The sequence below is a fragment of the Streptomyces sp. ML-6 genome (assembly GCF_030116705.1).
GTDB lineage: Bacteria > Actinomycetota > Actinomycetes > Streptomycetales > Streptomycetaceae > Streptomyces.
On record NZ_JAOTIK010000004.1, the window covers coordinates 98,241 to 121,569 of the forward strand.

At 73.3% G+C, this 23,329-nt stretch carries 17 protein-coding genes and 1 pseudogene; 3 read left to right on the forward strand and 15 right to left on the reverse strand.

Annotated features, from left to right (window positions below; translation table 11 throughout):
* Nucleotides 1-76 precede the first annotated feature (76 nt).
* The 9 genes from OCT49_RS39055 to sbnA all read right to left on the reverse strand — a co-directional run bounded on the left by OCT49_RS39055 (nucleotide 77) and on the right by sbnA (nucleotide 9,104).
* Nucleotides 77-298, reverse strand: a complete 222-nt coding sequence (locus OCT49_RS39055; RefSeq protein WP_283856919.1) for an MbtH family protein — start codon at nucleotides 296-298, stop codon at nucleotides 77-79.
* Nucleotides 299-538: 240 nt separating this feature from the next.
* Entirely contained in the window at nucleotides 539-1,717 is a 1,179-nt protein-coding gene (locus OCT49_RS39060) for an FAD-dependent monooxygenase (RefSeq protein ID WP_283856920.1), read from the reverse strand.
* Nucleotides 1,714-3,177 carry a condensation domain-containing protein gene (locus tag OCT49_RS39065; RefSeq protein WP_283856921.1) on the reverse strand — a complete coding sequence of 488 codons (1,464 nt, stop codon included), beginning with the start codon at nucleotides 3,175-3,177 and terminating at the stop codon, nucleotides 1,714-1,716. Before OCT49_RS39065 ends, OCT49_RS39060 begins: the two co-directional genes overlap by 4 nt.
* On the reverse strand, nucleotides 3,174-3,896 hold the full coding sequence (locus tag OCT49_RS39070) for a 2-hydroxychromene-2-carboxylate isomerase (protein WP_283856922.1): 723 nt from the start codon (nucleotides 3,894-3,896) through the stop codon (nucleotides 3,174-3,176). The genes OCT49_RS39065 and OCT49_RS39070 overlap by 4 nt, the downstream gene beginning before the upstream one ends.
* 157 nt (nucleotides 3,897-4,053) lie before the next feature.
* Complete coding sequence (gene fabG / locus OCT49_RS39075; RefSeq protein WP_283856923.1) at nucleotides 4,054-4,797, reverse strand: 3-oxoacyl-ACP reductase FabG; 744 nt, start codon at nucleotides 4,795-4,797, stop codon at nucleotides 4,054-4,056.
* A gap of 237 nt (nucleotides 4,798-5,034) precedes the next feature.
* A complete protein-coding gene (locus OCT49_RS39080; RefSeq protein WP_283856924.1) occupies nucleotides 5,035-6,132 on the reverse strand; it encodes a beta-ketoacyl synthase N-terminal-like domain-containing protein in 1,098 nt (365 codons plus the stop codon).
* A 6-nt stretch (nucleotides 6,133-6,138) separates the two neighbouring features.
* Nucleotides 6,139-7,464: a beta-ketoacyl-[acyl-carrier-protein] synthase family protein gene (locus tag OCT49_RS39085; RefSeq protein ID WP_283856925.1), complete on the reverse strand. Its 1,326-nt coding sequence runs from the start codon at nucleotides 7,462-7,464 to the stop codon at nucleotides 6,139-6,141.
* Entirely contained in the window at nucleotides 7,461-7,724 is a 264-nt protein-coding gene (locus OCT49_RS39090) for an acyl carrier protein (protein WP_283856926.1), read from the reverse strand. The genes OCT49_RS39085 and OCT49_RS39090 overlap by 4 nt, the downstream gene beginning before the upstream one ends.
* Nucleotides 7,725-8,105: 381 nt before the next feature.
* A complete protein-coding gene (gene sbnA / locus OCT49_RS39095) occupies nucleotides 8,106-9,104 on the reverse strand; it encodes a 2,3-diaminopropionate biosynthesis protein SbnA (protein ID WP_502963525.1) in 999 nt (332 codons plus the stop codon).
* A gap of 267 nt (nucleotides 9,105-9,371) precedes the next feature.
* Here sbnA and OCT49_RS39100 point away from each other — a divergent pair, with 267 nt between their 5' ends.
* The 3 genes from OCT49_RS39100 to OCT49_RS39110 all read left to right on the forward strand — a co-directional run bounded on the left by OCT49_RS39100 (nucleotide 9,372) and on the right by OCT49_RS39110 (nucleotide 13,039).
* Nucleotides 9,372-10,985, forward strand: a complete 1,614-nt coding sequence (locus tag OCT49_RS39100; protein WP_283856928.1) for a tryptophan halogenase family protein — start codon at nucleotides 9,372-9,374, stop codon at nucleotides 10,983-10,985.
* 88 nt (nucleotides 10,986-11,073) lie between these two features.
* Nucleotides 11,074-11,610, forward strand: a complete 537-nt coding sequence (locus OCT49_RS39105) for a flavin reductase family protein (RefSeq protein WP_283856929.1) — start codon at nucleotides 11,074-11,076, stop codon at nucleotides 11,608-11,610.
* A complete protein-coding gene (locus OCT49_RS39110) occupies nucleotides 11,597-13,039 on the forward strand; it encodes a cation:proton antiporter (RefSeq protein ID WP_283856930.1) in 1,443 nt (480 codons plus the stop codon). Before OCT49_RS39105 ends, OCT49_RS39110 begins: the two co-directional genes overlap by 14 nt.
* Nucleotides 13,040-13,443: 404 nt before the next feature.
* On the opposite strand, the gene trpD is transcribed toward OCT49_RS39110, so the two are convergent.
* The 6 genes and pseudogenes from trpD to OCT49_RS39140 form a co-directional block, all read right to left on the reverse strand.
* Nucleotides 13,444-14,571, reverse strand: coding sequence for an anthranilate phosphoribosyltransferase (trpD, locus tag OCT49_RS39115; RefSeq protein ID WP_283856931.1), 1,128 nt, complete (start codon nucleotides 14,569-14,571; stop codon nucleotides 13,444-13,446).
* 45 nt (nucleotides 14,572-14,616) lie between these two features.
* A complete protein-coding gene (locus tag OCT49_RS39120) occupies nucleotides 14,617-14,943 on the reverse strand; it encodes a hypothetical protein (RefSeq protein ID WP_283856932.1) in 327 nt (108 codons plus the stop codon).
* Nucleotides 14,944-15,524: 581 nt separating this feature from the next.
* A pseudogene (locus OCT49_RS39125) lies at nucleotides 15,525-16,100 on the reverse strand (anthranilate synthase component II); the annotation flags it as partial.
* Nucleotides 16,097-18,001: an anthranilate synthase component I family protein gene (locus OCT49_RS39130; protein ID WP_283856933.1), complete on the reverse strand. Its 1,905-nt coding sequence runs from the start codon at nucleotides 17,999-18,001 to the stop codon at nucleotides 16,097-16,099. The gene OCT49_RS39130 and the pseudogene OCT49_RS39125, both read right to left, overlap by 4 nt.
* A gap of 14 nt (nucleotides 18,002-18,015) precedes the next feature.
* On the reverse strand, nucleotides 18,016-19,050 hold the full coding sequence (gene sbnB, locus OCT49_RS39135) for a 2,3-diaminopropionate biosynthesis protein SbnB (RefSeq protein WP_283856934.1): 1,035 nt from the start codon (nucleotides 19,048-19,050) through the stop codon (nucleotides 18,016-18,018).
* 1,092 nt (nucleotides 19,051-20,142) lie between these two features.
* Nucleotides 20,143-23,166 (reverse strand): AfsR/SARP family transcriptional regulator, encoded by a 3,024-nt coding sequence (locus OCT49_RS39140; RefSeq protein ID WP_283856935.1) that lies wholly within the window; start codon nucleotides 23,164-23,166, stop codon nucleotides 20,143-20,145.
* Between the last annotated feature and the right edge of the window lie 163 nt (nucleotides 23,167-23,329).

The following is a 23,329-nucleotide window of genomic DNA, read 5'->3' on the forward strand; positions in this document are numbered from 1 at the left end:
TCCTCCATCGGGATCGGGCGGCGCGGTGGGGGACGGGCCCGGCCTCGGATCCGGCGGCCAGTGCGGCCGGGGGCGGTCAGGCGGCGGTGGCGTCCATGCGGCGGCGCAGGCTCAGCGGGCGCAGGTCGGTCCAGATCTCGTTGATGCGGTCGAGGCATTCCTGGCGGGTGCCCTCGGTGCCCTCGGCGTGCCAGCCGGCCGGCAGGTCGCGTCCGGCCCACCAGATCGAGTACTGCTCCTCGTCGTTGAGCACGACGCGGTACCGGGTCTGCTCGTCCTGCTCATTTCGTTCGCTCATCAGTTCGGTGCCCTTTCGTGTGATCGGTTGTGGCCATGGTTGGGCGGGGCCCTATCAGGCCCCTATGCCGGACGTGTACCGGGCCGGGGGCGGGGGCGGGGTGTGGCGGGGCCCCTGGCGCGGGGAGAGCGCCAGGGGCCCCTGGTTTCGGCGGCAGGCATCCGGAACGGTGCCGGGCCGGGCCGTGCGGTGTTGTGGGGTGCGGTGTTGCGTGGTGCGGTGGGGTGTGGTGTTGGTGTGTCAGGCCGCTGCGGGGCGGGGGGTGTCCTGGGTGTGGTGCAGGGCCCTCTCGGCATCGTGGGCGAGGATCCAGTCGACGTTCTGGGCGTCGACGCGGCGCTGCGCGGAGGCGTCCTGGGGCCGCTGCCCGGTGCGGGAGCCGAGCTGCACGCGGGTGGTGTGCGGGCGGCGGGCCCGTTCGTAGCGGTGCAGGGCGGCGGCGGTGCCGTCCGCGCCGGGCGCCGCCTGCTGGAGGCAGACGGCGAGGGCCACGGCGTCCTCCACGGCCTGGTTGGCGCCCTGGCCGTGGTGCGGGAGCATCGGGTGGGCGGCGTCGCCCAGCAGGGTGGTGCGGCGGGTGCTCCAGCGCTGCAGCGGTTCGCGGTCGTACAGGGCCCAGCGGCGTACCTCGCCCGCCGTGCCGGCCAGGGCGCGCACGGCCGGGTCCCAGCCCTCCAGGACGCTCTCCAGGTCGGTGCGGTCGCCCGCGCTGGTCCACGACTCGGCGGCGCCCTCGGGGGTGGGGGTGACCACGACGTAGGTGAACTGCCGTCCCCCGGAGACCGGGTAGAGCAGGACGCGTGCGGCGGGGCCGGCGTACAGGTACATCAGTGCGGGGTCCAGGTGGGGCAGGTCGGCGGCGTCGGCCAGGCCGCGCAGGGCGCTGTTGCCGGAGTAGACCGGGGTGTCGGGGCCGGTGAGGGCGCGGCGGACCGCCGAGTGGACGCCGTCCGCGCCGATCAGTACGTCGGCGTGCGCGGTGGTGCGGTCGGCGAAGTGCAGGACGACGCCGTGGGCGGTCTCCTCGAAGCGGACCAGTTCCCTGCCGGTGTGCACCCGGTCGGCGGGGACGCGGGAGGCCAGCATCCGGTGCAGGTCGCCGCGGTGCACGGTGTAGTAGGGGGCGCCGAAGCGCTGCTGCCAGGCCTCGCCCATCTCCTGGCGGGCCAGGGTGGTGCCGTCGTGGAAGGCCCGTACTTCCAGGGCCCGGGGGCGTACCGCGCACCGTTGCAGGTCCGGTCCCAGGCCCAGGCGCTGGAGCAGCCGGGTGCCGTTGGGGCCCAGGTGCATGCCCACGCCCTGTTCGCGCAGGCGCTCGCCCCGTTCGTGGACCTGGACGTCCAGGCCCCGGTGGTGCAGTGCGGCGGCGGCCGTCAGTCCGCCCAGTCCCGCGCCCACGATCGCGATCCGCATGGTCATCGGTGGTCCCAGGAGTTCTCGAAGGAGTCGAATTCGTCGAAGCCGGCCGTGTCGTCGAAGGGGGTGGAGCCGAGGGCGAGCAGTGCGGCCGTCTCGTCCTGTCCGGCCAGTTCCACGTCGGCGATCCGGGTGCCCGGGTCGGCGACGGCGGCGGCGAGCATCCGTTCGTAGCCGGCCGCGAACCGCTCGACGGTGGCGTGGTCGAGCAGGTCGGTGTCGTAGGAGAAGACGGCGGTGATGCCGTGGGGGGTCTGTTCGATGCGCAGCAGCAGGTCCAGCTGGCCTTCTTGCTGGGGGACGTCGATGAGGGCGATGTCCAGGCCCTTGTGGGTGAGGAAGGGGCCGATGGCCTGTCCGGGCGGGACGTTGGGCACCGGCGGGTCCATCCGGTCCATCTGGACCAGGAACAGGGCGGTGCGGAAGACGGTGGCCTGCGGGAAGGCCAGGGCGCAGGGGTAGCGGACGTTGACCATGCCCCGCATCACCCGCTCGCCGGCCAGGGCGGCGGTGCCCCGGAAGGTGCTGGCGGCGTCGAACTGGGCGCGTACCGGCATGGTGTTGAGGAAGCAGCCGATCACGTCCCGCTGCGCCTTGCCCGTCCGGCTGGTGGCGGGCACGCCGAGGACGAATTCGTCCTGGCCGGTCCAGCGGTGGGTGAGGGCCTGGAAGACGCCGAGCAGGTACGCGAAGGGGGTCACGCCGGCGTCGTCGGCCGCCGCGTCGAGCCCGTGGGCGGTGGCGGGGTCCAGGACGCGGACCACGGTGGCGCCCTTCAGGGAGCGCACGGCGGGGCGGGGACGGTCCAGGGGGAGCTGGGCGGCCGGGGCCCGGCCGGCCGACTCGCGCCACCGGGCCGCGGCGCGTTCGCCGGCCGGGGAGGCGGTGTGGCGCAGTTCCTCGGCGGCGTGGTCGGTGTAGGAGGCGGAAAGGGGGCGCCACTGGGGTGCGGTGCCGGTGGAGATGCCGGCGTAGGCGTCGAGCAGGTCGCGCACGAGCAGCCAGCGGGAGGTGAAGTCGCTGACGATGTGGTGGGCGGCGGTCACCAGGGCCCATTCGGTGTCGCTGCGGCGCAGCAGCACGACGCGGAAGGCGCCGGTTTCCAGGCGGAAGGGGCGGGCGCCGGCTTCCTGGGCGGCGTGGCGCAGGCCGTCCTCGTCGGTGCCGTCGAGGTCCTCGTACTCCATGCGGACCAGGGCCCGTTCGGCGGCGGTGCGCACCGGGGTGCCGTCCTGCTCGGTGAAGACCGAGCGCAGCAGTTCCTGGCGGTCGCCGACGGCGGTGACCGCCTCGGCCATGGCGTCGGGGTCGAGGGGGCCGCGCAGCAGCAGCGGCATCACGATGTTGTAGGCGGCGCTGTGGGGGGCGACGCGGTAGGCGGTCCACATCGCTTCCTGGACGGCGGTCAGCGGCAGGGTTTCCCCGGCCGTGGTGGGCTGGTCGGTGCCGGTCGCGGTGGTCATCCGCAGCCTCCCGCGTGGCTCATGTCGGTGGTCCGGCCCGCGGCGGTGGCGGGGGGCTCCCCCTCGGCACCGGTTCCGGTTCCGGTGGGGGCGGGGGTGGTGAGGGAGGCGGCGAAGTCGGTGACGCGGTCCAGGCCCCAGTACGGTTCGCTGCCGTTGATGAAGTACGGGACGCCGAAGACGCCGTCGCGGTGCACGTCCAGGAGGGCCTGGACGCCCTGTTCGCGTACGAGGGGGTGGTGGGGGGCCTGGGCGACCTCTTCCCCGTCCAGGCCGATCTCCTCGGCCAGTTCGCGTACCACGTCCGGGTCGCAGATGTCGCGTCCCTCCAGCCAGCGGGCCCGGCCGGCGCGGGCGGCCCAGGCGCGGCCCAGTCCCTCGCGCTGGGCGAGGAACCAGGTCAGGTGGGCCGGTTCCCACCAGGGTTTGCGGTCCACCGGCCAGGTCAGGGTCATGTTGCGGGCGGCGGCCAGGCGGCGTACGTCGCGCAGGATGTAGAACTGCTTGGCGCGGGACATGGGGTGGAAGGGGAACTCGGCGCCGGGTGCGGCCCGGGCCAGGAGTTTCTCGCTGGTGGGGTCCGGTTCCCAGAACGGGCGCCACTGGATGCGGTCCAGGAGCTGGGGGTGGTCGCGTTCCAGGTCGGCGAGGGCGAAGAAGTTGTAGGGGCTGCGCAGGCTGAAGTAGAACCGGGGCGGCCTGGTGGTGCGGGCGGTCATGGCGGACTCCTTGGAATCACGGGGTCGCGGGGGCACGGAGGGCGCGGGGCGCGGAGGTCGCGGGGGTGCAGGGGCCGCGGGGGGCGCCGGGGCCGCGGGGGTGGGAAGAGTGGGGGGCCGCGGGGGGTGCGGGGGTGAGGGGTGGGGTGGGGTGGGGTCAGACGACCAGGCCGCCGTCGATGGAGAAGACCTGTCCGGTGATGTAGGCGGCGCGGTCGGAGGCGAGGAAGGCCACCAGTTCGGCGACTTCCCCGGGCTCCCCGAACCGGCCGAGGGGGATGTTCCTGGTCATGGTGGTGGTGTACTTCTCGGAGAGCTGGCCGGTCATGTCGGTGCGGATGAAGCCGGGGGCCACGGTGTTGGCGCGCAGTCCGGCCCGGCCGCATTCCTTGGCCAGGGCCTTGGTGAAGCCGATGATCCCGGCCTTGGAGGCGGAGTAGTTGGTCTGGCCGGCCTGGCCGCGGGCGGCGACCGAGGAGAGGGTGATCACGGTGCCCCGGCGGCGTTTCATCATCGGGAAGACCACGGCCCTGGCGAAGTTGTACGTGCCGTCGAGGTTGGTGCCCACCACGGCGTCCCAGTCGGCGTCGGTGAGGGTGGCCAGGTTGCTGTCCCGGACGATTCCGGCGGCGGTGACCAGGGTGTCCACGGGGCCGAGGGTGTCCTCGGTCTCGGCGACGAAGGCGCGGACCTGTTCGCGGTCGGTGACCTCGACGCGGCCGGTCAGGGTCCGGGCGCCGTGTTCGTGGGCCGCCTTCGCGGCGAGCAGGGCCTCCTGGGTCCGGGAGCGGTAGCACAGGGCCACGTCGTACCCGTCGCGGGCCAGTGCCTCCACGACGGACCGTCCGATGCCGCGCGATCCGCCGGTGACCAGGGCCACCGGCCTGGGAGTGTCGGACATGGTGCGTGCCCTTTCTGCTCTGCGAGTACTGCGCGGGAAGTCCGGAAGGCCGGGGGCCGGGAAGGCGGGGCGGGGTTGGCGGGGCGGGGTTGGCGGGGCGGGGTTGGCGGGGCGGGGTTGGTGGTGCGGGGTTGGTGGTGCGGGCGGGGTTGGTGGTGCGGGACACGGCCCCGCGGGGGTGGGGGCCGTGTCCGGCTGGTGGTGCCCGCCGCCCCGGGGGGAAGGAAGGGGCGGGGTTCAGGGGGCGAGGCGGAGCAGGGCCGCGCCGACGGTGCCGTCCCGGTCGAGGGCGGTGACCAGGGCGGGGCGGCCGGCCAGGTCCGGGCGGGCGGCGGGGGCGGCGAGGACGGCGGCGAGCTGGAAGGCGGCGCCGGCCGCGGTGGTGTCGCCGATCAGGGGGCGGACCTCGGTGCGCGGGGCGGTGAGGTGGTCCAGGGCCGTGCGTTCCTGCTTGCCCAGGATGCCGGGCGGGGTGCCGGGGGCGATGAGGGCGATGTCGTCGGGGGTGTGCCCGGCGGCGGCCAGGACGTCGTCGATGCAGTTCTTCAGCACGGCGCCGGCGCGGTCGGTGCTGCGGAAGGCGCGGAAGCGGCAGCCGAGGACCGTGGCCAGGGGGGTGCGGTGGGCGCGGCGGGCGGCCTCGGCGCTCTCCAGGAGGAACAGGGCCGCGCCCTCGCCCAGCGGCCCGGCCTCGCCGCCGTGGTGGTCGGCGGCCTGTTCCAGGCGGGCGCGCTGGAGCGAGAACTCCTCGGCGGCGCCCGCCAGGAGTGCGCCGGCGTGGCCGCCGCGCAGCAGCCGGGAGGCGTAGTTGAGGGCGAGCAGTCCGGTGGCGGCGCCCGCGGAGACGGTGACGTTGGGGCCCTTGAGCGTGTGCCGGATGGCGCTGTGCCCGGTGGGGCAGTTCATCACGGTGTTGGGGAACTTGGCGGGGTCGACCAGGTAGGGGGCCTTGCCGGTGAGGGCGTCGCGGGTGAAGTCCATGATCGACTGGACGCTGCCGGAGGTGCCCAGGACCAGGCCGGTGTGCTCGGCGTCGTCGGCCGGGCCCGTTGCGTACTCCTCCAGGAGCATGCCCACGGTGGTGGCGGCGATGGCGGTGACCCGGTCCATGGAGCGGGTGCCCTTGCGGCCGAGGACGGCCCTGATGTCGAAGCCGGGGATGAGTCCGGCCCGTTCGTAGGGCACCGGCCACTGCTCGCCGTCCAGGCCGGTGAGGGCGGTGCGGCCCTCGTGCAGTCCGGTCGTGAACCCGTCCCGGCCCAGCCCGTACGGGCTGGAGACGGCCCAGCCCGAGACGACCAGGTCCTGCGCGGGGGTGACCGCGTCGGCTGACATGCCGTTTCAGCTCCTCTCTGTGGCCGCGCGGGGCCGGTTCACGCCGCCGTCGAGGGGGCGGGCGGGCAGGGGGTGTGCGGTGTCCTGGTCCCAGTGGCCGAGCATCAGGACCGCGTTGTTCCCGCCGAAGGCGAGGCCGTTGTTCTGCACGACGCGCAGCCTGGCCCCGACCGCCTGGTTGGGCACGCAGTCCACCGCGCACTCGGGGTCGGTGGTGCGGTGGTTGATGGTGGGCGGGATGAAGCCCTCCCGCAGGGCCAGGGAGCAGGCCGCGGCGGCCAGTGCGCTCGCGGCGCCCATGGTGTGGCCGATCATCGACTTGATCGACACGGTGCGCGGCATGCGGTCGCCGAAGACCTGCCGGATCGCGCCGACCTCGGTGACGTCGTTGGCCCTGGTGCCGGTGCCGTGCGCCGAGATGAAGTCCACCTCGTGTGCCTGGATGCCGGCGTTGCGGTGGGCGGCGGTGATGCAGCGGGCGATGGAGTCGCGGTCGGGGGCCACGGGGTGGCTGGCGTCGCAGGACAGTCCGTAGCCCAGGACCTCGGCGTAGATGCGGGCGCCGCGGGCCAGGGCGGAGGGCAGGGACTCCATCAGCAGGATGCCCGCGCCCTCGCCGGTCAGGATGCCCTGCCGGCCGGTGTCGAAGGGGCGGCACACGTCGGGGGCGATGGTGCCCAGGCGGTAGAAGCCGGTGAACGTCTTGCGGCACAGGGCGTCGGCCCCGCCGCACAGGGCCATCTCCACGTCGCCGGAGCTGATCGCGTCGTAGCCGGAGCCGACCGCGTAGTTCCCCGCGGCGCAGGCGGTGGGGACGGTGACCGTCTCCACGTCCTCCAGGCCCAGTTCGCGCACGATGCCGGCGGAGAGCCGGCCGGGCCACACCCGGCGGGCGACGGTGGCGTCCAGCCGGTCCGGGCCGCCGGCGACCTGCAGGGCCGTCAGGTGGTCCAGGTCGCGGGACTCGCCGTCGGTGGTGCCGACCGAGACCAGGGTGCGCCTGGCCCGTACGTCGTCCTCGGTCAGTCCCGCGTCCGCGACCGCCATCCGGCTGCCGGCCACCGCGAACTGCGCGGCCCGGCCGAGCTCCTCGGCCGGGGTGTCGCGCAGCCACTGCCCGGGGTCGAAATCGGTGATCTCGCAGGCGTTGGCGTGCGCGAAGCCCGTGGTGTCGAAGGCGCTGATGGGCTGGGCGCCGCTGCGCCCGGCCCGCAGCCCCTCGGCGAAGGCGTCCACCCCGGTGCCGATGCTGGTCACCACGCCGAGCCCGGTGATCACCACCCGGTGGCGGGGGGCCGTGCGCGGGGTGGCGCCGTGCGTGGCCGCGCTCACTTTCCCTCGGCCTCCGCGACCACGGCGTACACGCCTGCCAGGTTGGTCATGCGGCTGAGCTCGGCCTGCTCCAGGGCGATGTCGAAGGCGCGCTCCATCGCGGAGAGGATCTCGATGGTGCGCAGGGAGTCCGCGTCGTGCTCCTCCTTGAAGAGGCTGGTGTCGGTGACCTCGTCGAGGTCCAGCTCGAGGATGTCGCAGACGATTTCCTTGATCTCGGCCTTGCGCTCGGTGCTGAGGTCGGCGATCTGGGTGGTCATGGGATGCCTCCGGGTATCGGTTCGGGTTCTTCTGGGGCCTGGCCCCTTTTTTTTCCGGGCCCTTCATCTCCGGGCCCTTCATCCCCGGCCCCCCCTTTTTTTCCGGGTCCTTCTTCCCCGGCCCCCTTCTTCCGGGTCCTTCTTCTCCCGGCCGGGACTCCCGGTGCAAGGGCCCCCGGGTGCCGGGGATTTCGGTTTCCGGGGGTTTCCGGTGCCGGGCCCCGGGTGCCGGGGATTTCCGGTGCCGGGGTTTCGGTGCCGGGGTTCTTTCGGTGCCGGGTTTTCGGGTGCGGGGTTTCGGTGCCGGGGTTCTTCCGGTGCCGGGGGTGGGGGTGCGGGTTTCCGGGTTCCTGGTGGGAGAAATCCTGCGGCGGCCCGCTATTACTGGGCTATATCGGCCAGTTGCCCCGCCGCGGGAGCGGGTGCGGGGGTCTGGTCCCACAGGTGGGTGACGTCCCCGAAGTGGCGGCGTACCCAGGTGTCGTCGTAGATCGTGTCGAGGTAGCGGTCGCCGCCGTCGGGCAGCACGATCACGACGTTGGAGCCGGGTGGTATGGCGGGGGCGAGGCGGGCCAGGGCGGCGACGACGGCGCCCGAGGAGCCGCCGGCCAGGATCGCCTCGCGGCGTACCAGGGTGCGGCAGCCCACCACGCAGTCCAGGTCGCCGACGTGCACGACGCGGTCGGCGTCGCCGGGCCGCAGCAGGCGGGGGGCGATGGACGCGCCGTGGCCGGGCACCAGGCGGGTGCAGGGGGCGGGCGGGCCGAACAGGGCGCTGCCCAGGGCGTCGACGGCGTTGAGGGTGGTGCCCAGGCGGTGGTGGCGGATGTAGTCGGCGCAGCCGCCGAGGGTGCCGCTGGTGCCGGCGGCCACGACGAGCTGGTCGACCTTGCCGTCCAGGGCGAGGTCGATCTCCTGCATGGTGGTGTGGTGGGCCTGCCGGTTGAGCGGGTTGGCGTACTGGTCGGGCCAGTAGGCGTGGGGGGTGGCCGCCACGAGTTCGGCGACCCGGTGCAGGCGGGCGGGCAGCAGCTGGCCGGTGGCCGGGTCGGGTTCGGTGATGATCTCGACCTCGGCGCCGTAGGCGCGCAGGATCGCGATGTTCTGCCGGGTGGTGCGGGAGTCGACCACGCACACGAGCCGCAGGCCGTAGTAGCCGCAGATCTGCGCCAGTCCGATCGCGAGGTTTCCCGAGCTGGACTCGATGACCGTGGAGCGGCCGGGGACGAGTTCGCCCGACCGGATTCTCGCGGCCACCATGTTCAGCGCGGAGCGGTCCTTGACGCTGCCGCCGGGGTTGAAGCGCTCCATCTTGGCGAACACCCGCGAAGCGAACCCCGGTATCAGCCGTTCGAGCTCTACGAGCGGGGTTCCTCCCACGGTGGAAAGGATTCCTTTCGGCCCCGTCTTCGGCTCCCGTTCTGTGCGCGGCATGTGATGCGGCCATCCTCTGCTGGGGGATACGAGTACGGAATCAACAGGTCCCAGGCTGTGCCCGTGCGCTATACGCCCTCCATAAGTACCGGGCCCCGCCGATCTCATTCGGCCTTTTCCGCCGGGTTATAGATGTGCCGTAGACAGGCTGCCGATTCTGGCCATCTCCACAGTTACGGCACCGTAACTCCGTCCGGAAGAGGGAAATCTGATATGACGGGCACCTCCACCGCAACAGACAACTCCATCAAGAAGGTCGTGATCCTCGGCGGCGGCACGGCCGGCTGGATGACCGCCGCCTATCTCGGCAAGGCGCTGCGCAGCACGGTCGAGGTCACGGTGCTGGAGGCGCCGGGCATTCCGCGGATCGGTGTGGGCGAGGCCACCGTGCCCAATCTGCACCGGGTGCTCTTCGACTTCCTCGGGATCGAGGAGGAGGAGTGGATGCGTGAGTGCAACGCCAGTTACAAGATGGCGGTCCGTTTCATCAACTGGCGTACTCCGGGGCGGGGCCAGAGCGGTCCGCGGGAGCTGGAGGGCGGCGGCCCGGACCACTTCTACCACCCGTTCGGCATCAGTCCGGAGCACGACGGGATTCCGATGTCGCACTACTGGTTCAAGAACAAGTACGAGGGGAGGACCAGCGAGCCGTACGACTACGCCTGTTTCCGTGAGGCGCCCCTGATGGACGCGAAGAAGGCGCCGCGGCACCTGGACGGTTCCTCCCCCACCCGGTACGCGTGGCACTTCGACGCGGCGCTGGTGGCCGACTTCCTGCGCCGGTTCGCCACCGGGAAGCAGGGGGTGCGGCACGTCCAGGACGAGATGACGCGGGTCGAGAAGGACGAGCGGGGTTTCGTCCGGGCCCTGCACACCCGGCAGGGGCGGGTCCTGGAGGCGGATCTGTTCGTGGACTGCTCCGGTTTCCGCAGTCTGCTGATGAACGGGGCGATGGAGGAGCCCTTCGTCGACATGAGCGACCAGCTGCTGTGCGACCGGGCGGTGGCCACGGCCGTGCCGCACGACGACGACGCCCACGGGGTGGAGCCGTACACGTCGGCGATCGCGATGTCCTCGGGGTGGGCGTGGAAGATACCGATGCCGGGCCGTTTCGGGACCGGTTACGTCTATTCCAGCCGTTTCACCACGCAGGAGGAGGCCACCGCCGAGTTCTGCGAGCTGTGGGGGCTGGACCCGGAGAAGACCGAGTTCAACCACGTGAAGTTCCGGGTCGGGCGCAACCGCCGGGCCTGGGTGAAGAACGTCGTCGGCATCGGTCTTTCGGGGGCTTTCCTGGAGCCGCTGGAGTCCACCGGCATCTACTTCATCACCGCCGCGGTCTACCAGCTGGCCCGGCACTTCCCGGACAAGACGTTCAACCAGTCCCTGGTCGACAACTTCAACAGGGAGATCGAGGTGATGTTCGACGACACCCGGGACTTCATCCAGACGCACTTCTACTTCGCGCCGCGCACCGACTCGGCGTTCTGGCGGGCCAACAAGGAGCTGGAGCTCCCCCAAAGCATCCGGGAGAAGATCGACGCGTACAAGGCGGGTCTTCCGGTCAACCAGGCGGCGACGGACGACGCGACGTACTACGGGAATTTCGACGCGGAGTTCCGCAACTTCTGGACCAACGAGCGCTATTACTGCATTTTTGCCGGTCTCGGTCTGGAGCCGGACGCGCCGCTGCCGATCCTTTACCACAAGCCGGAGTCGGTGGCCGGTGCGCAGGCCATGTTCGACCGGGTCAAGAAGGAGCAGCAGGAGCTGCTCAACTCCCTGCCCAGCACCCGTGAGGCGCTCGGCCGGCTGCACGGCAAGTAGCCGTGCCGCGCCGCGTGCCCCGGTGGTCCGGTCTCCTGTCCGGCCGGCCGCCGGGGGCGCGGCACACGTCTTCGACAGGAGGATTTCCATGACCGACCGGCCCGTTCCGCAAGCCGACATACGCCCGCTGATGGGCGGTTTTCCTTCCGGGGTGTCCGTGGTGACGGCGCTCGACGCCGACGGCACGCCCCGGGGGATGACCTGCACGTCGCTGGCGAGCGTGGCGCTGGGTCCGCCGACGCTCGTGATCTGCCTGCGCACGGCGAGTCCCACCACCCGCAGTGTGCTCCTGGGCGGGCAGCTGGCCCTGAACCTGCTGCACGAGAAGGCGCGTGCCACTTCCGACCTGTTCGGGTCGGGTGCTCCCGACCGGTTCGCGCTGACGGCCTGGCATCTGCCGCTGGGGGCGGGCGGGCCGCATCTGACGGGGGCCGCGCACGCCATCGCCGACTGCGAGGTGACCGGTACCAGGGAGGTCGGGGACCACACGGCGGTGTTCGTGCGGGTGCGGCGCTTCACCGCCGATGAGTCGGCCGCTCCGCTGTTGTACGGGCGGCGGCGTTATGCGCGCTGGTCGCACGCGGTGGCGGGGGCGCGGGAAGGGGCCGGTCATGTCGGGGCGTGATCCGCTGCCCGGTCTCCTGGTCGCCATCCCGGTGGTGATCCTGGCGTGCCAGGCCGGTGCGCTGGTGTTCCGCAGGCTGGGCCAGCCGCCGGTCGTCGGGGAGATCACGCTGGGTATCGTGCTGGGGCCCTCGCTGCTGGGCTGGGTCTGGCCGGCGGCGCAGTCCTGGCTGTTTCCCGGGCCGGTGGCGGAGTTCCTGGGGGCGTTCGGCAGCATCGGGCTGCTGGCCTTCATGTTCCTGGCCGGGCTGGAGCTGGATCTGGGCGCGCTGCGCGGGCACCGCAAGGTGGCGATAACGGTCAGCCAGGCCAGTATCGTCCTGCCTCTGGTGCTGGGGTCGCTCCTGGGCCTTGCGATGTTCCCGGTGTTCGCGCCGCCGGGGGTGGGCCGGGTGCCGTTCGTGCTGTTCCTCGCCGTGTCGATGAGCGTCACCGCTTTTCCCGTGCTGGCCCGGGTTTTGAGCGACCGGGGCCTGAGCGGGACCCGGATGGGTTCGCTGGCCATGGCGTGCGCGGCGGTCGACGACGTGAGTGCCTGGTGCCTGCTGGCGGCGGTGGCCGCCATCTCCACGAGCGGCTCGCCCGCCCAGGCGCTGACCACGGCGGTGCTGGCCGCCGTGTTCCTCGCCGTCATGGCGGGCGTGCTGCGTCCGCTGCTGGCCCGGTGGGCGGGGCGGGCGGGCGGGGCGGCGGACGGGGCGGTGCTGGTCGTCCTGTTCAGCGGCCTGTGCCTGTCCGCGCTGGCCACCGACAGGATCGGGGTGCACGCCCTGTTCGGCGCGTTCGTCTTCGGTCTGGTCACTCCCCGGGGATCACGGGCGGTCGAACGGTGCACGGCGCGGCTGCGCGCGTTCTGTGTGCCGGTGCTGCTGCCGCTGTTCTTCGTCTCCACCGGGCTGCACACCGATGTGTCGCTGCTGGCCGGTGACCCGGTCCAGTGGCTGTGGGCGCTGGCCGTGCTGGGCGTGGCGGTGCTCGGCAAGTGGGGCGGGAGCACGGGCGGGGCCCGGCTCGCGGGACAGTCCTGGCGTGATTCCCTCTCGCTCGGGGCCCTGATGAACTGCCGGGGCCTGACGGAACTGGTGGTGCTGAACCTGGGGCTGGAACTCGGGGTGATCGGCCCCGGCCTGTTCACCATGCTGGTCCTGATGGCCCTGGTCACCACGGCCCTCACCTCACCGGCCCTGTCCTGGATCCGGCGCGGGGACACCCCCGCACCCCCACCCGCCGGAACCCACACCCCCGCCGGGACCACTCCCCCCGCCGGGAACGGCCCTGCCGGGAACGGCCCGGTGGGGAGCGGCGCCCCGGTGGGGGCCGGTACCCCGGCGTCCGCGGCCGGCCCGGCGAACCCGCCCCCCGAACCGGACCGGGACCCGGAACGGGGCGGGGGGCGGGAACAGGTACGGGAACCCGCCCCTGCCCGGTGACCCGCGGGAAACCCGCCACCACCCACTGCCCGCCGGCCGACCGGCCGGACTGACGGCCGGACTGCCGGCCGGCCGGGCTGCGGCCGGCCGGGCTGCGGCCGGCCGGGCTGCGGCCGGCCGGGCTGCTGGCTGCTGTGGCCGGCTGGGCGGCCGGCACGGTACGCCGGTGACGGTGCCGGCCGGGCACCCCCCGCCCCCGCCGCCCCGCCACTCCGCCGCCCCCGCATGTCCCCTCCCCCGGCCGCCGGGCACGCGCCGGGGCCGGGTTCCCGGGCCGGGGTTGGATTCCCGGACCGGGGTTGGATTCCCGGACCGGGGTTGGATTCCCGGACCGGGCCGGGGGCCGGGTTCGGGGGGCGGGTTCGGGGGCGGGGGGCCGGGTTCGGGGGCGGGGGGTGGGGTGTTCATGCGGCTGTGGTGATCCGGGCCCCGGCGGCGGGGGGCCGGGCGGAGGCGGGGGGCCGGGCGGCCGGGGGGCGGGGGGTTGAGGTGGCCCGTACCCACCGGTCGAGGGTGGCGGCCGCGGCGCCGGAGTCGATCGCCCGGCCCGCCGCCTCCACCGCCCGGCCCAGGCGTTCGGTGACGGTGCGGCCCCGGGCCGGTTCGCCCGCCACCAGTGCCGCGCCCGCCGACAGCAGCACCGCGTCCCGTACCGGGCCGCGTTCGCCGTCCAGGACGCGCCGGGCGACGGCCGCGTTGTGGGCGGCGTCCTGTCCCCGCAGTGCCCGGGGCGGGGCGAGGGCGATGCCCACGTCGCGCGGGTCGAAGCGTTCCCGGGTGATGTCTCCGTCCTGGACGGCCAGGACGGTGGAGGTGGTGGTGACGGTGAGTTCGTCCAGGCCGTCGTCGCCGCGGAAGACCAGTCCCCTGCCGCCGGCGCGGGCCAGTGCCCCGGCGATCAGCGGGAGCATGCGGGCCTCGGCGACCCCGATCGCCTGGGCGGTGGGGGCCGCCGGGTTGGTCAGCGGCCCCAGCGCGTTGAAGACGGTGGGGATGCCCAGCTGTCTGCGCGGGCCGGCGGCATGGCGCATCGCGGGGTGGAAGTCGGGGGCGAAGCAGAAGGTGATGCCGGCCTCGTCGGCCACGGCGGCGACCCGTTCGGGCGGCAGCCGCAGGGTGACGCCCAGCGCTTCCAGGACGTCGGCGGAGCCGGAGGCCGAACTCGCCGCACGGTTGCCGTGCTTGACGACCCGTGCGCCGGCTCCCGCCGCGACGATCGCGGACATCGTGGAGATGTTGACGGTGCGGGCCCCGTCGCCCCCGGTGCCCACCACGTCGACGGTCCTGCCCGGCACGTCGATGTGCACGGCGTGGGCCAGCATGCCGTGCACGAGTCCTTCGAGCTCGTCCACGGTCTCGCCCTTGGCCCGCAGGGCCACCAGGAAACCGGCGATCTGCGCTTCGGTGGCCCGCCCCCGCATCACCTGGTCCATCGCCCAGGCGGTGTCGAGGGCGTCCAGGTCCCGGCCCCCGAGCACCTGCCCCAGCAGCAGGGGCCAGGAGCGTTCCGGTGATGGTCTCGTGGCGCTCACTGGTCCTGTCTCCTTCTTCATCGTCAGTCGGTCGCGGTGCGGGGCTCAGGCGCCCGGCGCCGGGTGCCAGGGGTCGTCCGCCGAGGCCGGTCCGGCCGCCGGGGCGGGGTGCCAGGGGTCGTCCGCCGGCCCGGAAGCGGCCGCCAGGCCCGGGTGCCAGGGGTCGTCCGCCGGCGCGGGGGCCGGGGAGGGGTGCCACGGGTCGTCCAGCAGGCCGGCGGCCACGGTGGCCGGGCAGGAACTGCCGCAGGTTTCCGGGCCGCTCTGCCCGGCCGCCTGCGCGGCGCCCTGCCCGGCGGCGAATAACGCCGCACCGGCCAGGGCCCCGACGGCGGCCTTGCGGATCTTCCCGGTGATCGCATTGAGCTCCATGATGTTTCCCCCCACATGAACTGTTGCGGCTCGTTCCGACATCCAGAACATTAGGAAGGACCGGTTTCGAATCATTATCGCCGGGCCTCCCGCCTGCCAGACCCGGCAATAAAATCGATATAACCGCTGCTCAGACCCCGTACGGGAAGGAATTCCCCGCCCTTGCGGAAGAGGACGGGAAGGGGCCCGGGACGGGGCCGGGGAAAAGGATCACCCCCCTTGCGGAAGGAACGGTCCGCATTCCGGTCACCCCACGCGGCAGCCGTGTTCCGGACGAAAGGATCCGTGCCTGTCTCCCCCTCCCCCGGCCACCCGCCGGAATTTCACCGGGTCTTCGGCCTGTCGCGCGCATCCGGCCCGCCCGCCCTCACCGCCGCACCCGGGAAAACGGACACGGGGACAGGAACGGGCCCGGGCACGGTGGATGCGGGCACGGTGGGTGCGGGTGCGGGCACGGTGGATGCGGGCACGGAGACGGGTGCGGGTGCGGGCACGGTGGATGCGGGCACGGTGGGTGCGGGTGCGGGCACGGTGGATGCGGGCACGGAGACGGGTGCGGGGGCGGGTGCGGTGGGTGCGGGGGTGGTGGGGCGGGCGGTGGCCAGGAAGTTGTCCAGGAGCCGCAGGCCGCCGGCGGTGGTGACGGACTCGGGATGGAACTGCACCCCCTCCACCGCCAGGGTGCGGTGGCGCAGCCCCATCACGTAGCCGTCGTCCTGGGAACGGGCGGTGACGGCCAGGGGAGGCGGCAGCGGCTCGGCGGCGATCAGCGAGTGGTAGCGCGTGGCGGTCAGGACCGGTTCCAGTCCCGCGAACACGCCGGTGCCGTCGTGGTGCACGGGGCTGGTCTTGCCGTGCCGGAGGCGTTTGGCGACGGTGACCCGGCCCCCGTAGGCCAGGCAGATGGCCTGGTGGCCCAGGCAGATGCCGAGCAGCGGTACCGTCCCGGCGAAGGCGCGGACCAGTTCGACGTGCCCGGAGGCGGCCGCGTGGCCGGGACCCGGGCCCAGGACGACGGCGTCGGGCCGCAGGGCGGCGAGCTGCTGCGGGGTACGGGTGTGCGAGCGCACGACGTCGGTGGCGGCGCCCAGGGTGCGCAGGTACTGGTCGATGATGTGGGTGAAGCTGTCGTAGGCGTCGACGAGCAGGACTTTCACGGTGTCAGCTCCCGTCCGGTCAGGGCCCAGTAGGCCGCGCCCATCTTGTGGAGGGTCTCGTGCCACTCGGCGCGGGGGCGGGAGTCGGCGACGATGCCCGCGCAGCTCTGGGTGGAGTAGGTGCCGGTGTCCGGGTCGTGCACGATCGTGCGGATGCACAGGGCGAGCCGGCTCCAGCCGCGCAGGTCGATGAGGCCGACGGCACCGGCGTACAGGCCGCGCGGTTCGCTCTCCAGTTCCTGGATGATCTCCATGGCGCGGATCTTGGGGGCGCCGGTGACGGTGCCGGCCGGGAAGGCGGCGCGCAGCACGCTCCAGGTGTCGTGTCCCGCCTCCAGGGTGCCCTGGACGGTGGAGACGAGGTGGAAGACGTGCGAGTACGTCTCGACTCTCATCAGATCCGGTGTCTGCAGCGTGCCGGGCGCGCAGACCCGGCCGATGTCGTTGCGGCACAGGTCCACGAGCATGATGTGCTCGGCCCGTTCCTTCTCGTCGGCCAGCAGACGGGCGACCCGGGCCCGGTCGGCGGCCTCCTCGCCGCTGCGCGGCGCGGTCCCGGCGATGGGCCGCATGACGACCGTGCCGCCGCGGGTATGGAAGAGCACTTCGGGGCTGGCCCCGATGACGGTGCGCCCGGCGCGCGGCAGGAGGTACATGTACGGGGAGGGGTTGCGGCCGCGCAGGCGCCGGTAGACGTCCAGGGGGGCCAGGGAGGTGGCGACGTCGATGCGGTGGCCGATCTGGATCTGGTAGATGTCACCGACACCGATGTGTTCCAGGCAGCGCCGCACCCGTGCCAGGAACGTCTCCTCGTCGCAGGTGTCCCTCACCCGGTACGGGCGGGGCGCTTCGGGCAGGACCCCGCCCTCCGTGCTCTCCCCGCCCGCCGCGGCCAGGGCAGCGGCGGCGGTGACGGCCGCGGTGACCACCCCCGCACCCGCGAGGCTGGCGGGGACGGCTGAGGCGGTGGCGGGGCCGGGGCCGGCCGTGGAGCCGGTGGCGGCCGAGGTCGTGGCGGGGCCGGGGACGGCCGTGGAGCCGGTGGCGGCCGTGGGGCCGGGGACGGCTGAGGCGGTGGCGGGGCCGGCGGCGGCTGAGGTGCCGGCGGCCGTGGGACCGGTGACGGCGGTTGTGGCTGCGGCGGTTGGGGTGCCGGTGGGAGTCACGGGGCCGACGGGGGGTGTGGGGTGGGGGGCGGGGTCGGGGAAGGCGTCGCTGTGGGCGGTGAGCCTGCGCACCGTGCCGGGTTCGGGGCCGTACCAGAGGGTCTCGCGGAACAGGCCGAGCACGATGTCGGGCCCGGCGGCGGGTCCGGCGGCGGGTCCGGCGGCGGGTGCGGCGGCGGGTCCGGCGGCGGGTGCGGCGGCGGGTGCGGCATCGGGTGCGGCATCGGGTGTGGGGGCGGGTGTGGTGTCCCGGCCGGGCAGGGTCTCCATGTGCCAGGCGGAGCCGTAGCCGAAGGTGGCCAGGAACCCGAAGGCGTAGCTGTCGCGGGGGCGGGTGGTCTCCACGGTGAACAGGTCCTGGACGGCGCGCAGCAGCTGCCAGGTCTGCTCGCGGTGGACCAGGCCGCGTTCGTTGCCGGGGCGGGGGGCCAGGCCCAGGGCGTCGGCGGTCTGGAGGATTGCGGTGACCAGGGGGGCGGTGCCGTGGACGGTGATCCGGTCGGCGTGCAGGCGGATCTCGGCGAGCAGTCCGTGGCCCACGACCGTGGCCGCGGGGTCCTGGCCGGGGTGGGGGGCGTTCTCCAGCAGGAACACCTCGTGGGGCGCGTGCCGGTGCAGTACGGCGTACAGGTCGAGCGGCCGGTGGGGGGCGGGGCGGGTCTCCTCCACCCGGACGGTGATGGCGCCCGGTGCGGGACGGGGCGGGCGGGGCGGGCTGTCGAGCACGGTGGTCACGGGCGTGTCTCCTGTCAGCCGTAGCGGCACGTCTCGTGGAAGAAGCCGTCCACGACGGCGAGTTCGCCGCGGGCGCGCAGGGTGTCGTAGACGTGCCCGCCCAGGGCGAGGTCCAGGACGCCGAGCCCGAAGGGCGAGAAGACGACGGGCCGGCCGTGCGGGACGTCCAGGGTGCCGGTGAGCACGTCGTACAGGGTGCCGGCGATGAAGTCCCGGTTCCCGGTGGCCTGTTCGGCCAGGTGCGGGGAGGTGCCGGCCCTGAGGCAGTGGTCGATGTCGTCGACGATGTTCGCGGCCGTGAGGATCACCTCGGGCGACAGGTCGCGCAAGGACACGTGCAGGACCAGGGGGTTGTGGGTGAACCAGCCGGGATCGGTGACGTGCGGGGCGGGGGCGACGGTGGCGAAGACGACGAGGTCGCTGGAGCGGATCAGCTCGCCGGGATCACTGTGCAGGGTGAGGGTGCCGTTGTCGCCCTCGCGTCCGAGGTGCCCGGCGAAACCCCGGGCGTGTTCGGCCGACAGGTCGTACACACCGGTTTCGGTGAAGCTCCAGCCGGTACGGGCGAGGTACTGGTGGATGAACCGGGCGATCAGGCCGGTGCCGAAGAAACCGATCCGGCGCGGCCGCTCGCGCCCCCGGGTGAGCCGGTCCGCGGCCAGCACCGCCGAGGCGGCGGTCCGGGCCGCGCTGATGATGGAACTCTCCATACAGGCCAGCGGGTAGCCGGTCACCGGGTCGTTCAGGACCAGGACCGCGGAGGCCCGGGGCAGGCCGGCCGCCACGTTCCGCGGGAAGCTGGAGATCCACTTGATGCCGTCCAGGGGCGCCGGCCCGCCCAGCGAGGCGGGCAGAGCGATGATCCGCGAGTCGGGACGGTCGGGAAAACGCAGGAAACAGGACGGCGGGTTGACCGTGTCACCACCGCCGTGCACACGGTAGGCCGACTCGACCAGCCGGACCACTTCCCCGTGCCGGCCGTCAAGGACTCGGTGCACGTCCGCGCCGGGAATCACGGCGAACGAAGGCACCCGGGGGGCAGGCGGCATCACACACTCCACAGCTCTCGGGAAAAAGGGGAACTCCGTGACGACGCTAGGCACATGCCTTATCGGCGTGATATCGCCGGATTACCGACCCCGGCCCGTCGGGGAGACGTCGGGGCGGCGCCCGGGTGCCGGGGCCGGGGCCGGGGGGCGGGGCGGCCGGGCTGCGCCTGGCAGGGGCCCGGACCCATTCCCCCGGGCCGGGGCCCGCCCGGCCGGCGCACCAGGCCGGCACCGCCCCCGCCCCCGCCCTCCCGCACCGGCTCAGGGGCCGGTGCGGGAGGCGGGGGTTTTGTGCGGGCTCAACGGGCTCAGCGGATTCCCGGCGGCAGGTTTCCCGCGGGCTCTGCAACGGGCCGGGCGGAAGTCCTGCGGCGGACCCGGCGGGCCGCGCGGCAGGACCTGCGACGGACTCTGCGACAAATTCCGCAACGGCCCCGACAGGAATCCTGCGGCGGACCCGGAAGCCCTGCAGCGGACCCGGCGGTCCGGGCGGAAGCCCTGCGGCGGACCCGGCGGGCCGCGCGGCAGGACCTGCGACGGACTCTGCGACAAATTCCGCAACGGCCCCGACAGGAATCCTGCGGCGGACCCGGAAGCCCTGCAGCGGACCCGGCGGTCCGGGCGGAAGTCCCGCGGCGGACCCGGCAGGCCGCGCGGCAGGACCTGCGACGGACTCTGCGACAAATTCCGCAACGGCCCCGACAGGAATCCTGCGGCGGACCCGGAAGCCCTGCAGCGGACCCGGCGGTCCGGGCGGAAGTCCCGCGGCGGACCCGGCAGGCCGCGCGGCAGGACCTGCGGCGGACTCTGCGACAAATTCCGCAACGGCCCCGACAGGAATCCTGCGGCGGACCCGGAAGCCCTGCAGCGGACCCGGCGGTCCTGCGGCGGGCCCGGCGGTCCGGGCGGAAGCCCCGCGGCGGACCCGGCAGGCCGCGCGGCAGGACCTGTGACGGACTCTGCGACAAATTCCGCAACGGACCGACAGGAATCCTGCGGCGGACCCGGGGGTCCTGCGGCGGGCCCGGCGGTCCGGGCGGGGGTCCTGCGGCGGACCCGGGGGGTCTATGGGGGCCCGGGGGGCCGGGGGGTCTATGGGGGGGCCGGGGGGCCGGGCGGGTTTTCCGGTCCGGGGGGCGGGGGCGGGAAGCCGTCGAGTTCCCGGGCGGCTTCCTCCTGCCAGCGGGTGGCGCCCCGCAGGGTGAACAGTTCCCTGGCGCCCGTGAGTTCGGTACGGGCCTCCTCATGGCGGCCCAGCTCCCGCAGGAGCACCCCGAGTTTCAGCCGGATCGATCCCTCGACCACGGGATTGCCCAGCCCGCGGGCGACCTTGCGTCCCTGGACGTAGGCGGACTCGGCCGACTCCAGCGCGCCGAGCGCCACCCGGGCCTGTCCCAGCCCGTACAGGGCATGGGCCAGGCCGTGGCTGTCGGCCTTGGCCCGGGACAGTTCCTCCACGCGCAGGTAGGACTCCTCGGCCTCCCGGGCCCGGCCCGACAGCAGCTGGGCGCTGCCCAGCCGGTACAGGCACTGGGCCAGGCTGCGCGAGGAGCCCGAGGGCATGGACTCCGCGACCCGGACCGCGTCACGGGCATGACCGAGACTGGCTTCGTAGTTGCCCCGGTCGAGTTCGAGCTGGGCCATGTTCTGCAGGACGGAGGACTGCGAGGACAGATCACCGGCCTCCCGGAAAACGGGCAGCGCCGCGCGCAGCAGGCCGGCCGCCGCGTCCGGGTCGCCCTGGAGACGGTAAACGACCGCGAGATTGCGCAGGACCAGGGCACGGCCCAGCTCCTCGCCCAGGGCCCCATACAGGCCGAGTGCTTCCTGCGAGCGGGCCTTGGCCTCGTCCATGTGCTGGCGCATCAGCGCGGCCGCCCCCAGATGGTGGAGCATGACCGCCTCGCCCAGGCGGTCCTGCGCGCTCCTGGCCGCCCGCAGGGCGTGCAGGGCGCAGCTGTGCCAGTTCTCGACGTAGCTGCGGGTCTCGAACAGGACCGACGCGCAGCCGGTCAGGTCCCAGGCCAGGCCGGCCATGCCCATCCGGGCGGCCTGTTCGACCATGCCCACCAGGCACAGGCGTTCGGCCTCGAACCAGGCCAGGGGGTCGGCAAGGAGCTCTTCGAGCAGGTCGGTGTCCACCGGGCGGGGCCGGACCGGGCCGCGCACGATACCGAACGCGCCGCCGCTCTCGCGGCGGTGGGCCTCACGGGCGATGGCCAGGGCGGTGCTGAAGACACGGCGCAGCGCCTCGTGCCCGTCCTGGCCGGGCTCTTCCTCCCGGGCCCGTTCCCCCGCATACAGGCGCAGCAGGTTCTGGAAGCGGTAGCGCAGCCGGCCGGTCGCATCCACACCGACGACCTCGAGGAACTGGGTGTCGACCAGGTCTTCCAGGAGCAGTTCCGCCTCGATGACATCCACGTCGAGCAGGGCGGCGGCCACCCAGGAAGTGAAATCGGGCACCCCGGCCAGGCCCAGGCGGCGGTAGAGACGGGCCGCCCGGGGCGACAGGTAGCGGTAGCTGAGCTCGAACCCGGCCCGGACCCGGGAAGCGCCCTGGCTCAGCTCATCGAGCCTGCGGCGTTCATCACTCAGACGGGTGACCAGGTGCTGCAGGGACCAGTGAGGCCGGGAAGCCAGCCGGGCCGCCGCGATCCGCAGGGCCAGCGGGAGACGGTCGCACAGCTCCGCCAGCCGGACCGCATCCGCACGGGCCGCAGCAACCCGCTCCTCCCCCGCGATCCTCGCGACCAGCTCCACCGCCTCGCCCGGCAACAGGACCCCCAGATGGACACGGGCCCGCGGCGGCCAGGTGACCAGTTGCTCGAGCTGGTCCCGGCTGGTGACCACCACACAACTCGCCCCGCTGCCCGGCAAAAGCGGCGCCACCTGGGCATGAGTACGCACATTGTCCAGAACGATCAGCACACGACGTTCACTCAGCAGACTGCGGTAAAGCGCCACACGCTCCTCGAGCGCCCCGGGAATCTGCTGCCCCGCCACCCCCAGCGAACGCAGAAAACGCCCCAGCACATCCCCCACCGGCGCCGGCTCGTGCTGCTCGTCATAACCCCGCAGATCCGCGAAAAGCCTCCCATCGGGATACTCACCGGCCACCCGGTGCGCCCAGCGCAGCACCAGACCCGACTTCCCCACCCCCGCCACCCCGGTCACCAGCCCGACCGTCGGACTTTGCAGCACCGCCGCAGAACGCACCACCAGCGCGTCCAGAGCCGCCAGCTCCCTCTCCCGCCCCGTAAAACCCGGAACATCGGGCGGCAGCTCGGAAGGAACCACCACCGCCTCCCCACCGGCCCCGCCCTCCCCCACCACCGCCAACGGCCCCTCACCCAGAGCCAGCGACGGATCATCCCGCAGGATCAGATCATGCAGCCCCTGCAGATCCGGACCCGGCTCCAGACCCAGCTCCTCGATGAACTGCTCACGGGCCCGGCGATAGGACTCCATCGCCTCCGCACGCCGCCCGGCCCGGTACTGGGCAAGCATATGATGATAACGAGTCCGCTCCCGCAACGGATGCTCCTGCACCACCCCACCAAGCTCCGGCAGCAACTCGTAATGCCGCCCCAGCCCCAGCTGCACAGCCGTCGCATCGTCATACGCATTGAGCCGGCACTCCGCCAGCCGCGCCGCCTCCTCCTCCACCAAAACCCCCGACACCCCCGCCAGAGCCGGCCCCCGCCACAACCCCAGAGCCCGCCGGTAACACACCTCCGCATCCCGCAACCGCCCCTCCCCCACCGCCTCCTCCGCCCGCCCCACCAAAACCCCGAACTCCACCGCATCCACCTCATGACCCCCCACATCCAGGAAATACCCCGGATACGCCGTCACGATCACCCCCTCCCCCGCCCCCTGCGCCCTGAACGTCTTACGCAACGCAGCAATCACGATCGCGATCTGCGTCCGGGCCGTCGCCGGAGGACACCCCTTCCACACCTCCTCCACCAACGTGTCCACCGGCACCACCCGCCCCGGATTCAACAACAGCAAAGCAAGCGTGGTCCGCTGACGCGCCCCCCCGATCACCACCTTCCGCTCACCCGCCATCACCACAAGCGGACCAAGCACCCCGAACACCAACCGTTCCCCCACCAGCCCTCCCCCCTGAGGCATTCCCCCCGCACACTACCCGCCCAACAGTTCGACACGAACAACCACCAACAAACTCCCCCACCCCCACCCCCACCGGCATATGCCCCCCCCACACCACACACCCCCACCCCCCACCCCCCGGCACCCCCCGGGCACCACCACC

Excerpts from the sequence above, each read along its gene's own strand:
- OCT49_RS39100 (WP_283856928.1), top strand. The coding sequence starts at position 9,372 with ATGACGGGCACCTCCACCGCAACAGACAACTCCATCAAGAAGGTCGTG.
- OCT49_RS39070 (WP_283856922.1), bottom strand. The coding sequence starts at position 3,896 with ATGACCGCCCGCACCACCAGGCCGCCCCGGTTCTACTTCAGCCTGCGC.
- OCT49_RS39120 (WP_283856932.1), bottom strand. The coding sequence starts at position 14,943 with ATGGAGCTCAATGCGATCACCGGGAAGATCCGCAAGGCCGCCGTCGGG.
- OCT49_RS39060 (WP_283856920.1), bottom strand. The coding sequence starts at position 1,717 with ATGACCATGCGGATCGCGATCGTGGGCGCGGGACTGGGCGGACTGACG.
- OCT49_RS39110 (WP_283856930.1), top strand. The coding sequence starts at position 11,597 with ATGTCGGGGCGTGATCCGCTGCCCGGTCTCCTGGTCGCCATCCCGGTG.
- sbnB (WP_283856934.1), bottom strand. The coding sequence starts at position 19,050 with ATGCCGCCTGCCCCCCGGGTGCCTTCGTTCGCCGTGATTCCCGGCGCG.
- OCT49_RS39105 (WP_283856929.1), top strand. The coding sequence starts at position 11,074 with ATGACCGACCGGCCCGTTCCGCAAGCCGACATACGCCCGCTGATGGGC.
- OCT49_RS39090 (WP_283856926.1), bottom strand. The coding sequence starts at position 7,724 with ATGACCACCCAGATCGCCGACCTCAGCACCGAGCGCAAGGCCGAGATC.
- OCT49_RS39065 (WP_283856921.1), bottom strand. The coding sequence starts at position 3,177 with ATGACCACCGCGACCGGCACCGACCAGCCCACCACGGCCGGGGAAACC.
- OCT49_RS39055 (WP_283856919.1), bottom strand. The coding sequence starts at position 298 with ATGAGCGAACGAAATGAGCAGGACGAGCAGACCCGGTACCGCGTCGTG.
- fabG (WP_283856923.1), bottom strand. The coding sequence starts at position 4,797 with ATGTCCGACACTCCCAGGCCGGTGGCCCTGGTCACCGGCGGATCGCGC.
- OCT49_RS39080 (WP_283856924.1), bottom strand. The coding sequence starts at position 6,132 with ATGTCAGCCGACGCGGTCACCCCCGCGCAGGACCTGGTCGTCTCGGGC.